The 14,567-nt window shown below is 23.3% G+C and carries 12 protein-coding genes; 6 read left to right on the forward strand and 6 right to left on the reverse strand.

Features of this window, described 5'->3' with window-relative positions; all coding sequences use genetic code 11:
* Positions 1-19 precede the first annotated feature (19 nt).
* Entirely contained in the window at positions 20-649 is a 630-nt protein-coding gene (locus tag Lyticum_RS00765; RefSeq protein ID WP_322498428.1) for a hypothetical protein, read from the reverse strand.
* A 151-nt stretch (positions 650-800) separates the two neighbouring features.
* Here Lyticum_RS00765 and ispG point away from each other — a divergent pair, with 151 nt between their 5' ends.
* The 6 genes from ispG (at position 801) to Lyticum_RS00795 (ending at position 6,490) form a co-directional block, all read left to right on the forward strand.
* A complete protein-coding gene (gene ispG / locus Lyticum_RS00770; protein WP_322498429.1) occupies positions 801-2,012 on the forward strand; it encodes a flavodoxin-dependent (E)-4-hydroxy-3-methylbut-2-enyl-diphosphate synthase in 1,212 nt (403 codons plus the stop codon).
* 82 nt (positions 2,013-2,094) lie between these two features.
* A complete protein-coding gene (locus Lyticum_RS00775) occupies positions 2,095-2,832 on the forward strand; it encodes an SH3 domain-containing protein (RefSeq protein ID WP_322498430.1) in 738 nt (245 codons plus the stop codon).
* Positions 2,833-3,129: 297 nt separating this feature from the next.
* A complete protein-coding gene (gene fabZ / locus Lyticum_RS00780; RefSeq protein WP_322498431.1) occupies positions 3,130-3,615 on the forward strand; it encodes a 3-hydroxyacyl-ACP dehydratase FabZ in 486 nt (161 codons plus the stop codon).
* A 70-nt stretch (positions 3,616-3,685) separates the two neighbouring features.
* Complete coding sequence (lpxA, locus tag Lyticum_RS00785; protein ID WP_322498432.1) at positions 3,686-4,504, forward strand: acyl-ACP--UDP-N-acetylglucosamine O-acyltransferase; 819 nt, start codon at positions 3,686-3,688, stop codon at positions 4,502-4,504.
* A 299-nt stretch (positions 4,505-4,803) separates the two neighbouring features.
* Entirely contained in the window at positions 4,804-6,060 is a 1,257-nt protein-coding gene (locus Lyticum_RS00790) for an LpxI family protein (RefSeq protein ID WP_322498433.1), read from the forward strand.
* A 199-nt stretch (positions 6,061-6,259) separates the two neighbouring features.
* Entirely contained in the window at positions 6,260-6,490 is a 231-nt protein-coding gene (locus tag Lyticum_RS00795) for a F0F1 ATP synthase subunit C (RefSeq protein WP_322498434.1), read from the forward strand.
* Between the two features lie 98 nt (positions 6,491-6,588).
* Here the strand turns inward: Lyticum_RS00795 and Lyticum_RS00800 are convergent, their stop codons facing one another.
* The 5 genes from Lyticum_RS00800 to fliD all read right to left on the reverse strand — a co-directional run bounded on the left by Lyticum_RS00800 (position 6,589) and on the right by fliD (position 14,448).
* Positions 6,589-6,912: a hypothetical protein gene (locus Lyticum_RS00800; protein WP_322498435.1), complete on the reverse strand. Its 324-nt coding sequence runs from the start codon at positions 6,910-6,912 to the stop codon at positions 6,589-6,591.
* 136 nt (positions 6,913-7,048) lie between these two features.
* The gene (gene topA, locus Lyticum_RS00805) at positions 7,049-9,451 is read right to left on the reverse strand and encodes a type I DNA topoisomerase (RefSeq protein WP_322498436.1); all 2,403 of its coding nucleotides are present in this window, start codon (positions 9,449-9,451) and stop codon (positions 7,049-7,051) included.
* Positions 9,452-9,960: 509 nt separating this feature from the next.
* Complete coding sequence (ruvB, locus tag Lyticum_RS00810; RefSeq protein WP_322498437.1) at positions 9,961-10,953, reverse strand: Holliday junction branch migration DNA helicase RuvB; 993 nt, start codon at positions 10,951-10,953, stop codon at positions 9,961-9,963.
* An 18-nt stretch (positions 10,954-10,971) separates the two neighbouring features.
* Positions 10,972-11,451 (reverse strand): hypothetical protein, encoded by a 480-nt coding sequence (locus tag Lyticum_RS00815; protein WP_322498438.1) that lies wholly within the window; start codon positions 11,449-11,451, stop codon positions 10,972-10,974.
* A 114-nt stretch (positions 11,452-11,565) separates the two neighbouring features.
* Positions 11,566-14,448, reverse strand: a complete 2,883-nt coding sequence (fliD, locus tag Lyticum_RS00820; protein WP_322498439.1) for a flagellar filament capping protein FliD — start codon at positions 14,446-14,448, stop codon at positions 11,566-11,568.
* Positions 14,449-14,567 lie beyond the last annotated feature (119 nt).

Here is a 14,567-nt window from a genome sequence, read left to right on the forward strand (position 1 = left end):
TACTCTTTATAAAAAAATATCAATTTCGGTAATTTTGTATAATTTTATAAATTAATAAACGGTAAAATGGTATTTCTGTACAGATATTTCTTATTAATTTCTCTGTTTCAAAGAAAAGTGATTTGAAATTTATATCATATTTCTCTTCAATTGATGTATTATTTATAGTTATTTTTTGATTTGTTTCGCTATTGTAAATAATTCCTCTGGATTCTAAAAGAATAATTTCAAAAATTAAATACATTTCTATTATATTTGAATTAAAATTATAATTTTGATAATTATCAATAATATAATTAAGGATTTTCCAAATTTTTTTATTATACTTTTTATTATTTAAGAAACAACAATCTATCAAAGATAATGCACTTTGTATGAATAATGCTCCAAATGGATTTACAATACTATGCTCTAATATATAGTAAGGAGAATTAAAATGATACGTATTTTCTATTAATGTTACATCAGATAATAAAGGAGCTTGAAAATTAAATTCTTTAATATTGTATAAATGACATGGAAAAATATCAGATACTAATCCAATTTCTTCAAAAAAACATTTTATTATAAATTTATTGTTTATTAATTTATAAGATGCAATTATACCTTTTTTATTTTTAATTTCAGGAATATTAGTGTTTTTAATCATATTAATTTAAATATTACAGTGTAATTATTAATCTTTTAAAACTTAACTATTTCTACTTTATAAAATATTGTTTATTTATTTTTAAAAAAAATTAATTAATATATAAACCAATAAATAACATTAAATAATTATATAAAATATAATAATAAATATGCCAACTAATAAATATGCTGATGTTGGTGGAGTTATCATTGGTCGTGGTTATCCAATAGTTGTTCAAAGCATGACATCATCTCCTACACAAAATATAGAACAAACTGTAAATGAAATCATAGAATTAGCAGATGCTGGATCAGAAATTGTAAGAATTACAGTTAATAATATTAAAGCTGCTATAGCTGTTCCTATTATAAAAGATAAATTAATTAGTAGAGGATATAAAATACCATTAGTTGGATGTTTCCATTATAATGGACATCAACTTTTAAAACAAATTAGTGATTGTGCAAAATCTCTTGATAAATATCGTATAAATCCAGGAAATGTTGGTTTTGGAAATAATAGAGATAAAAATCTAGAACAAATAATAGAAATAGCATCATATTATAAAAAACCTATTAGAATTGGTGTAAATTGGGGTAGTCTTGATAAAACAGTTCTTGATAGTTTAATGAAGAAAAATGCTGAAACTGGATATAAAAAATCAGATCAAGAAGTATTACGAGAAGCTATAATAACTTCTGCATTATCTAATGCTAGCTATGCTGAGAAAATTGGCTTACCTTCTCATATGATTATAATTTCAGCTAAAGTAAGTAGAGTTCCAGATTTGATATCAATTTATAGAGAATTATATTTTCGGAGTAATTATGCACTGCATGTTGGACTAACAGAAGCTGGATTAGGAAATAAAGGTATAGTATCGACTACTGCAGCACTATCTATTCTATTAAAAGATGGTATTGGTAATACTATTAGAGCTTCTTTGACACAAAGTCCTGGTGAACCAAGATCTAATGAAGTACAACTATGTCTTGACATTTTACAGAGTTTAGGTCTTCGTAATTCTCGTCCATCAATAACTGCATGTCCAGGATGTGGAAGAACTAATAGTGATTATTTTAGAAAATTAGCGCAAACTGTTGAGGATATGATAACAGAAAAAATGAGTATCTGGAGACAAAAATATCCCAAAGTTGTAGATCTAAGAATAGCTGTTATGGGATGTATAGTAAATGGCCCTGGAGAAAGTAAACATGCAGATATTGGAATTAGCTTACCAGGAGATGGTGAATATCCTTTAGCTCCAGTTTTTATAAATGGTAAAAAATGTTATACTCTTCGTGGAGATAATATAGCGGGAGAATTTTGTAAAATTTTAGATAATTATGTTGAAAATAATTTTTCAAATATTATAAATTAGTAAAATATTTATTAATCAATATTTTTTATAAAAAAATATAATTATACTTATATTCTAATTACATTTATATTCAATTCTTATCATGAAAAGTTTAATATCATATTATTTTTTCATAGTATTATATTTTTCATGCTTTTTTCAGAATTCTATATTATTTGCAAAAATATGGGATAATTCTCAAATTATCTATAATAAATCTACTGTAGAGAATTCTGATAAAATAAATGATCATGATAAAAATCATGAAATATTAAAACAAAATACCAATAAAAAAGATATACTAAATAAATATATTAATATAAAAAAAGAAAATAATAAGTTTATTAGCACAAAATCAAATAATACAAACATGCGTTTTGGTCCTAGTAAGGATAGTAAAATTATAGGCAATATTTGTTGTGTTAATTATCCACTTTTGATCATAGATAAATCTAATAATTGGTATTATGTTTGTGATATCAAAAATAATAAAGGTTGGATTCATAAGAATCTAGTAAAGTATTCAAAATCAGCAATATTTTTTAAGTTATATAAAAATCATTGGAATAATAGAATAAATACTAAAGATACAATGATTAAATCTGTTAAAAGAGCTGAAAATTCTGATAATATTCAAGATTCAGATTATTCATATATATTACGTTTTGCTGGTCATAATTCTCGTCCAATTGCAATAATAAAAATTGGGGCTATCATTGAAGTAGAACAAATAAAAGAATATCAAAATGATAAATGGTGTAAAATATATAGCAAAAAAAATAATATTAAAGGATGGATACCATGTAGTAGTTTATGGGGTTATAGTCATGTTATCAGTTGAATTATATTATATAATTAAAAAATAAATTAATAATAAAAAATTGTAATTATATATTTTTAAAATAAAAATATACTTTAAATACTATACTTGACTTATTTAAATAAATATATTTATCTAATTAATAAATATTTATGGAATGTTTTTAATTATACTAGTATATAAATATTTAATTTATTATAAGATTATATTTTGTTATCATATTAATCTATAATATTTAAATAATAAAATAAAAAAATAAATAATATAAAAGCCATCCTCATTACAGATCAACAAAATTTTAAGTTTTTAGTAGTAAATATGGAAATAAATGAAATTAAGAATGTTATTTTAAATATACAAGATATTATGGAGTTGATTCCTCATAGAGCTCCTTTTATTTTAATAGATAAAGTAACTTTAGTTTCATCTATTGAAGCAATTGGTATAAAAAATGTAACAATTAATGAATCATTTTTTCCTGGTCATTTCCCAGGTAATCCTATTGTTCCTGGTGTGATTATACTTGAATCTATTGCACAAGTTGCTGGTATTCTTACTTCTTACTATATTAAGAATAATTCTCATGATTTAGAAGATGATAAATATGATGTGTACTTTACATCTGTTGAATGTGCTAACTTTAGAATTCCAGTAATTCCAGGAGATCGTATGGCAATAGAAGTAAAAATTCTCGCTACTCGTGGGGTATTAAGAAAGTTTGTATCGTGTGTTAAAGTAGAAGAAAAAATTGTTGCTAATGCTAAATTTACGGCAGCTATGATCAAAAGACAAAGAGTAATTTAACTCATATATCAGATTTTGATCTAAAGTTAACTTAATAAGTGTATTAAAATACAATAAGTAGTATAACGAAGTGCAAAACAATAAAATACATAGCACTGCTATCATAGATGATAATGTAATATTAAATGAGGGTGTTGAAATAGGCCCATATTCTATAATTAAGGGACCTTGTAAAATAGGAAAGAATACAATAATACAATCTCATGTTGTTATATATTCTGATGTAGTAATAGGAGATGATTGTAATATTTTTCCTTTTGCTGTGATTGGTGGAGTTCCTCAAGATTTAAAATATAAATCAGAAAAATCACGCATTTTTATTGGAAATGGTACAATTATAAGAGAACATGTTACAGTTCATAAAGGAACTGCTGGTGGAATAATGGAAACTTATATAGGTAAAAATTGCCTAATTATGGGTTCTGCTCATATAGCTCATGATTGTTTTATAGGAGATGATACAATTATATCACATAATGCTTTGATTGGAGGTCATGTTATAATTGGCCATGGAGCAGTTATTGGTGGTTTAGCAGCTATTCATCAAAATGTTAGAATTGGTCATAATGCAATAATAGGAGGTGGAAGCTTAGTTAATCGTGATATTATACCATATGGTAATGTATATGGATTAAGATCAACTTTAAATGGAATAAATATAGTTGGAATGAGAAGAAGGAATTTCCCAACTAGTGAAATAGATAAAACTATAAAACTCTATAAATTTCTTTTTAAACCTAATAATGATGAACCTAAGCTATTTAGTCAACGTATAAAAATGGCTTTAAAAGAAGATTTTGGAAAATTTGGTAGAGAAATCTTACAGTTCGTACAAGAAAAAAGTTTGAGATCATTGTGCACTAACAATGAAAAGGATGATAATGATTAAAAAATTAGTAATTTTATGATTATTACAACATTCTTCTAAAAAAAATAATCTTGATAAAGAAAAAAGTGATATATTAGATTTTTTAAAAAATTAAAGAAAATTAAAGAAAATATTACAAAAATTTTTAATATAATAATTTATCAAATAAAATATCTAGTATATTAAAAATAATCTTGAAAAAAATTATTTCACAAATCATATCAATATTCCAATATTTTAGTAGAATGAAGGATATAAAAAAATAACAAAAATAATATTATTATTATATAAATAATATATATCTATTTAATATGAATTTTATGAAAGAATTTCTTAAAAAATTTACTTTTTGTTATAAAAATCAGAATAGATATAATATACAAAATGATATTTTTTTTAATGAAGAATTTGATAATAAAATTAAAAAACTACCTAAAAGTATATGTATAATAGCAGGAGGCGGGTATCTACCTTTTGAAATATATAATAATTGTATAAAAAAAGATATTAATGTTATAGTCGTAGGAATATGCGGTGAATTTAAAAATCATATTCTACAAAAATCATCAAAATATAATACAAATCAAAAATTATTATTTAATAATTTTTCATATCATAATAGTATTAATAATGATGAAAATGACTATTATTATGCTATTCCTGAAAATCTAGTCATATCTTTTAATGCTTATGATATTGATAAGATTATTGACCATATTAAATCGCATAACATAAAACATGTTATTATGGTTGGTAGAGTTAAAAAATCAGATCATCTATCTAAACTTATATTTAGTAAAACAGGGTATGAAATTTTAAAAAAAATTACATTAAATGGATTATCGGACGATGCTATTTTGCATACAATAACAGATATAATAGAAAAAAATAATCTTATTGTAGTTTCTCCTCAAACACTCATTGATAGTATTACAACTCCAAAAGGTTTTTTAACCAAATCTATACCTAATATAGAACAAATAGAATTGATTAATAAAGGATGTAATATATTAGATGCTATATCTGATTATGATATAGGACAAGGCTTAATTATTGCCAAAGGTGGATTAGTTTTGGGAATTGAAGCTGCTGAAGGAACACAAGAATTAATTCATCGTTGTAAATTTTTAATAGAAAAATTTTGTATTTTTAGAAAAAAACTGAATCTACAAAATAAAAAAACAAAACTTTATAATATCAATAATAATATTAAATTATCTTATAATATAGATATTAATTCGAATTATTCTTCGAAAAGTAAATTTATAAATAATAATTTTTATAAAATTTCAAATTATAACTTGATTTCTCCATTATCTTTTAAATATTTAAAAAATGAAAAGATTAATGAATTAGATTTAGTTGTAGAAAATAGCTATACTATTTTAGTAAAAAAATGTAAAAAAAATCAAGATCAACGTGTGGATCTTCCTTGTATAGGGCCTGATACTATTATTTCTTGTATGGAAAGCTCAATTGCTGGAATAGCATTATCTTCTAAATCATCTATAATTATTAATTATGCAGAGACAATAGAGCTTGCAAATAAATATGGTATTTTTGTTTATGGATATTAAATAAATTTGTTTAACTTGAGATTTTTCTCAATGAAATTACCAAAAATGTCTTATTGATTCTACTATAGAGTTATGATATAAAAATGATTATATTGTTTTATTTAAAAACACTGCATATCGAGAGATAAAATGGGTGATTTTATGTGTAAAATCAATATATCTTTTTAATAATCAATAAACTTTTATATAAGAATTTATTATGGATCTAGTTTCTTTAAAATATATAGGTATTGGATTATGTTCTTTAGGTTTGATGGGTTCATCTTTAGGTGTAGCTCAAATATTTTCATCTTTATTAAAGAGCATATCACGTAATCCATCAGTTGAAAAATCATTAGTACAAAACGCTCTAATTGGAGCAGGTTTAGCAGAAGCTATGGGATTATTTGCTTTTTTAATTGCTATTTTGTTATTATTCTCATCTAATTAAAATTTAAAATAATAAAATAAAATTAAAATAAAATATAATAATTTAATAATCTACACATCAATATATAATAAAAATTCAAGCTGATAAGTATTTATCAATTAATTTTTATTTTTATGTTGTTTTAAGTTAGGTACTTGAACTCCTAAATCTTCACTAGCTCTTTTTAAAGTCTTTTCATCTTTTAATATGGGATTTCCTTCATCATCATACTTAATACTGAATCCCCCATCCTCAACAAATTTATTATAAGTTACATCGCGTTTTTTCTCAAAAAACCTTTTTTTTTGCCAACTCCTGTTAGGACGAGCACAACTTACAATTGTAGTAATGATAATCATGAATAAAGTTATTTTTATTAACTTTTGTATGAATTTTAAAGATAAAAAAGAAGAATTTTCATTACTTTTAAATTTTTTTAACATTTTAGCATTTAATTATGTATCTTATATATTTTTATAAAGTTATATTTATATTTCATGCATAGTAATAGTATTATACTGATCTACTTTTACTAAATCAATATTATATATCAGATTTAATACATCATAATTATTTTAATTAATATTTTTTATATACATTTTTAGATGTAATTTTTTTTGATATAATTTCTTTTGCTTTTTCTAAAGAAATTCTCCAAAAATATTTTTCATCTTTAAGAGCTGATTCATTGATACTATAATATTTTTTATTATATAAAATATATGGTCCAAATTTACCATAATTAATAATTACATCTAAATTATCTATTTTACCAAGTTTTTTGGGTAAAGAAGCCAATTCACATGCTAAATCAGAATCTATATCATTTAAATTAATATTTTTCGGTATAGCGATATTTTTTCCACGTTTATCTTTCATTTCTCCAACTCTAATATATAAGCCATATGGTCCTCTCTGTAAATATACTGGTTGATTTGTTTGATGATAATTAGAGAGATATTTTGGATATTGTACTACATCATCAGATGATGTAGATATATTTTTTAATAATATAACATTATGATTATTATTATCTTCTGAATTTTCTTTATTTTTTGTCATTTCAATATTTTTGCTATAATCACATTCAGGATAACCAGAACATCCAATAAACCATCCAAATTTTGTTACTTTTAAATGTAAATCTTGTGAGCATTTTGGGCATAATTTTCCATTATCCATAAATAATACATTAAATAAATTTTTTTCTATAACACTTACTATTTCATTTCTAGAAATTGTTGAAACAGATTCTAAATCTTTTGAAAAATTCATCCAAAATTCATCAAGTAAATTTAAATAATTATTTTCTCCTTTAGCAATTAGATCAAGTTTATGCTCTAAATTTGCTGTAAAATCATATGAAAAATATCTATCAAAAAAACTTGTTAGCATGGCATTTAATCCTTCTCCCTTGATATCTGGAATAAATCTTTTTTTATTATCCAATGAAGCATATCTTCTATCTAATAATATATTAATTATAGAAGAATATGTAGATGGTCTCCCAATTCCAATATCTTCCATTTTTTTTACCAAAGAAGCTTCATTATATCTTGCTGGAGGTTTTGTTTGATGTTTTTTTATAAGAATATCTATAGGAAGTACTATATCATTTAATTTTATATTTGGTAAATTTTGTTGATCTTCATTATTTTTATCATGCATTACAATATAATATCCAGGAAAATCAATAATTGTTCCAACTGTTTTAAATTTAGCTATTGAATCATTATTTATTTTTTGTCTATCTGAAGATATTGCATTTATAATAATTATAGTACTATTAAGTACTGCTGGTTGCATTTGACTTGCAACTAAACGACGCCATATTGCGTTATATAATTGATATTGATCATCATTTAAATATTCTTTCAGAGAGTTTGGAAGTAGATCTAATCTTGTAGGACGTATTGCTTCGTGAGCTTCTTGAGAATTTTTTTTATTAGAAAATTTTCTTGGACTATTCATTGCATAATCTTTTCCATATTGATCTTCTATCAATTTTAAAGCTGCAAATGCAGCTTCAGATGATATGTGAACACTATCTGTACGCATGTATGTGATTAAACCAGTTCTTTCTCCTTTTATCTCTATACCTTCATAAAGTTCCTGAGCGATCTTAGCAGTTTTCTTTGAAGTAAATCCTAAATAATTTGAAGCATATTGAATCATAGTTGATGTAGTAAAAGGAGGTGATGGATTTTTTCTTGTTATCTTATAATCTATATTTGAAACAAAAAATTGACACTTATTAACTTCTTTTAAAATAAGATTAGCTTCCTTTTCTTCTAATATCCTAGTAACTTCTTGATTATTAAACTCTATAAGAATAGAATTAAAGGATTCTGTTGAACTAGAAGAAGTTTCAGGAATCTTATAATTAAAATTGGCATTAATGGTCCAATAATCTTCTATTATAAATTTACGTCTTTCTTCTTCACGTTCGCATATTAAACGTAATGCTGGAGATTGAACTCTACCTGCAGACACTGTACCTGGTAATTTTACCCAAAGAAGAGGAGATATTCCAAATCCAACTAAATAATCTAAAGCTTGTCTTGTTTGTTGTGCATAAACTAAGTTTTCATCTATATTTCTCGGATTTAATATTGCTTTAGTAATAGCTAATTTTGTAATTTCTTGGAACGTTATTCTCAGAATTTTATCAAAAATCTCTTTAGTATCACTTATTATAATTTGAGATATATGCCAAGATATTGCTTCTCCTTCTCTATCTGGATCTGTTGCTAAATATATTTTTTCTGCTTTCCTTGCATACAATAGAATATTATTTATATGTTTTAATGATTTTTGTTGAATTTCATAATGAATAAAAAAATTTTTATCGCATTCAACTGCTCCTTTGCGAGATGGGATTCCACGTACATGACCATAAGAAGAAACAACAACATAATTTTTTCCTAGATACTTATTAATAGTTTTTGCTTTTGATGGAGATTCAACGATTACTAAATACATTATTATTTATAATTTTACTTTTTACTGGTTAGAAATAATCAAAAATAATTAGAAAATTTTAATTTTTAGTTAATTCATTAACTAATTATTATATTAAATTACTTATTATATATTATTTTAACTATTAAATTCTAATCATAAAATTTCTTAATAAAAAAATATATTATTATGTTTATTTACTAAGTATAATTTATTAAATTTAATATTTTATTAATTTAAAATTAAGATATATACAATACATATTATTATGGATTATATATAAATATTATGTTAAATATATATATTTATCTATAAATGTTTTTTATTAAATATATACATCAAATTGATGAATAAAAATAGTAAACTAATATTAGTATGTTTAATTTTTACTTTAATAATTATATGTTCTGCAGTGATTTATTTTGGAATAAAAGAATATAATATTGATCAAAAAATCACTGTTACAAAAATTACTATCAACTAATGAGTATAAATTATAAACATTAAAATTTATCAATTACAAATATTAACTATAAATTTTTGTCTACAAAATTATAAAATAATTTTGATTCAATTAACCAATTAATTGCATTTTCAGTTATAATTCTTCCTCTATTAGTTCTTCTTAAAAACCCTATTTGTAATAGATAAGGTTCTATTGACTCTTCTATATTGCCTCTATCTTCTGATAATCCAGCTGTTATTGTCTCAATTCCCACTGGCCCATTATCATGATAAAAATGAATATAATGAATATAACGATAATCTGTATTATCTAATCCTAAACTATCAATACGCATCATATTAAGAGCTAATATGACTACATTTTCATCAATAGTTTTGTGATCAGAAGCGAAATCTCTAACTCTACGTAACAATCTTAACGCTATTCTTGGGGTTCCACGAGCGCTACGTGCTAACATTAAAGCTGCTTTATTATTAATATTAGCTTTAATTTTATCACTATATTTGCTAATAATAATTGATAATTCTTCTTCTTTATAGAATTCTATCTGTAACTGTATACCAAATCTATCACGAAATGGATTAGATAATAATCCTGGACGTGTTGTTGCGCCTATTAAGGTGAAATTTGGTAATGAAATACGTATACTACGTGCTCCTGGACCTTCACCAACTATGAAATCAATTGCAAAATCCTCCATAGCTGAATATAGCATCTCTTTAACAATATGATTCAAGCGATGAATTTCATCAATAAAAATAACATCATTTTTTTTAATATTGCTTAATATTGCTGCTAAATCTCCAGGTTTTGATATGATTGGACCTGATGTTACTTTAATAGAAGAATTCATTTCATTTGCAATAATTTGAGAAAGGGTTGTTTTTCCCAATCCTGGAGGACCAAATATTAAGACATGATCAAGACTATCATTCCTTATCTTGGCACCATTAATAAAAATACTTAAATTTGTTTTTATAGATTTATTACCTATAAAATCACTTAAGAACTGCGGACGTAATGAAATAATCTGGTTATGATCTATATTTTCCTCCATATAAGACGTAAAATTATCTTACAAGGAATAATTATTAGGATTTAGTACTTTTTCAAATACATTAACCAAATTAGTAATATCTTTTAGAGTTTTTTCATCTCTCATTGTTTGAAATCTAATGATCATGACTTTTAATTCATCTAATGAAACAATAATTTGCATTATTATTTCATCTTTTTCGCTTTTATCATATAATATCCTTTTAAAATCTTTACTTATATTTGATAAAATTTTAATCATTGTATTTGTAGTATCAATAATATGATAAGATGATGTTTTTCTATTAATAATAGTATCACTACTTTTTAGTTTATTTGATATATCAAAACACTCTTTTAATTTATCTTTTATTCCATTAAAAAAAATGGATAAATATTTATGCGCAGCAGCATCACTCATCACACTATGATATAAATTAGATGTAACATCAGATGTATTCTGATAACTATTTTCTGTATTAGAATTTAATTCTAACTCATTTATATTATGTAAACTCATCAATACAATATTTAAAATATAAAAAAATAATAAATAATATTTTACATTAAAAATATCATAAAAAAAACAATAATATTTTATTTAAAGCTATAAGATTTATAATTTGATATGTTATTATTTTTGTGAACCTATATCAAACACATCACTTATAATATCTAAGATTATTTGTTGTTGTTGTTCAGCTGCATTAAAAGAAACATACATATTATTAATTTCTACTATCTTTTTATGTAGAATTTCATCTTTTGATTGTTCATTTTTACCATATTGATCAAATAAATCTTTAATTTCATCAGAAATACGTTTAATATTATTGACAATAACACTATTATCATTATAACTATATAAAGTTTGAAAAAAATTTAACATCAAAGGATTAGAAATAACTATTCTACTATCATCAGTACCACGTCCTAAGTAATTGATAGTAAATCCTGTTACTTGTAATTCGGATTGATCACAATTATTAATTGTTATTATTCCTCCTTTTGTTAAATCAGATCTATCCAGTAAAGAGAAAGTTGCTGTTTTAGGGAATTCTATTAAATCAGAACCTATTGTAAATTTAGCTTTTGCTATTTCTGAGGTTTCATAAAACTTTTCTGAATTATTATAAATCTCTCTTTGTATTATACATCCACCGAAAACACCGGAAGGATCATCTAATTCTATATTACTATTAACATTATTGTTAACATTCAACAGGGAGAGACACAACCGCACACCCCCCTCAACTCCCCCCATTGTAATATATGATATTACATTTGTCAATTCAGAATAACTATTAATATCATCTATTATTTCTGAGAGTGACTGTTGATTACGTCCCGGTATTACTATAGGTATTCCATTTAGGATAAAACTATGATCATTATTATCAAATCCTAAATCTTCAATAGTAATATTTGTAGTATAAAGTGATGTATCAAATATAGAATTTAAACATTTATTTGGATCAAAAAGTGAGAGTTTTGGTTTAATTTGTGTATAATCTGAATTACTATTATCTCCTGTTAATGTTAAAAAATACTTTCCATTATTATTATTTATATTACCAACTATATGAGACAGTTGTGTTTTTTGATTAATTTTATTTAATATATCATTTAAAGAATCTCCTGATCCAATTAGAATAGGTACATCATTTATATAAAAAGTTCCTGGTGAAAAATGATATATTTCATTGTTTTCGCTAACAATTGGCAAATTATTTGAATCAAATCCAATTGATGAATATGATTTTACAGATGAGCGATTAATATTAATATCTAAATATGCTTCTTTCATTGTGGTAGGAGCCCCATACCAGAGTTTTGGATCACATTTGAATCCTTTATGGAAGTTAGGATTACTTGATTGATAAAAATAATTAAAAATCTGTTGAAATTCAGTAAAGTTTTGATGGATATTTTGGTTTAATTTATCCCTATCTATTTTTAATAAGTTATTATATTTAATATTTTGTTGTACAATTTTTCCTGTTTTTTCATCAATTGTTTCTATAACATCTTTTATTTCATTTTCTAGATCAATTCCAATATTTAATGAAGATATATCAGAAATAGTATTATCAATTGTAAATTTTAATAATCTGATATCCATATTATCATATAAAACAGATTTTTTATTAGAAGATGAATTTAAACTTCTATATGTATATTTTGTTAATAATTTATTAAGATCATTTAATTTATTTACGAATTCTTCAATTGTATCTCCAATTTTCTTATAATTAGGTAATATACTTATACTTATGCCTTGTGGTGGAGTTAAATGTTTAGCTATAATAGTTAAATCAATACTTTTATCTATGAAACTATTACTAGGATTATTTATATTATATCCATTAATATTCATTAATAAATCTTGAGCACTTGTTACTGAATGTGAATATAAATTACCATCTGTATCTGTTCCATCTTTAAATATATCACTTAAAACTAATCCACTATTTGTTCCATTAATAGTAATATTATTATCTATTATAGTAAATTTATTATTAATTCCTGTATTTTGAGATTTAAGTATAATTTTGTAATTTCCTATTCCTGAATAAATAACTTTTGCTTCTAATCCTGTATCTTTTTTATATGTATCAATTTTATTTGCAATAATTTTAAGTGTATCTCCATATATTATTTTAACAGAACAAAATTCTTCTTTTTTATCCATAAATTTGTTAATAGGATTAGAAATATTTGAGTCATTTTGAAGATTAATAAATATATTTTCTTCATCAATTATTAAATAATCATTTTCTACTCCTATTTTATTTGAAATAAGTCTTAATTTTATATCATCAGTGATTGATGCAATAACTCCATGATCTTTAGTTTGTGTATTAATTTTATTAACGATATCTGTAATTGAATCTCCATGATTAAGTGATATATATATTTCATTTAAATAAAATCCTCCACTTTTAAATTTCTCTGGTGTAGATGTATTACTAACAATAGAAGATATTTTATCAGGGAAACTTTGTTTAGTAACTCTACAATTATTATTTTTTAAAATATTAATATTTCCTGGTTTAAATAAATTTGGATCTGTTCCATTTATAGGTTGTGTTACATTCGTAGATTGGGATGAAAATATTTTACTTTGCCATTGTTCTGCTTGAGCTATTTGATTTATATTTATTTTTACTTCATTTTCTGAAAAATTTTCTCCAAAATAAATCGATAAATAATTATCTATTTCATTATTGTAGACATTAATTTTTGAATTAAAAACAGTTTCTATTTTCTTTAGAATATTTGAAGTTAAAAAATCATTTACATTAATAAGATTATTAATACTATTATTAATTTCTCCAAAAGCTTGTATTTTTTGTTCGTCAATATCTATATTATCTTTTATTTTTTGTGATTTATTATTAGAATTATTATAATCATATGATGATTTAGCTACTTCTTCTATACTCCCTAATTGTCTCATATCTACAACTTTTTCTCCAATTTTTACGTATATAGGATTATTTTGAATATTTGGCATATTTTAAAGTTATAATAAAATTATTTTATTTTTTATGACGTACTTTATACCATGAGTTATACTAGAATTAAAATGTATATATTAATGGAACTTTAATAATAAAGTTTTAGAAATTCTTT

Origin of the sequence: Lyticum sinuosum, from assembly GCF_034471385.1 — a bacterium.
Lineage (GTDB): Bacteria > Pseudomonadota > Alphaproteobacteria > Rickettsiales > Midichloriaceae > Lyticum > Lyticum sinuosum.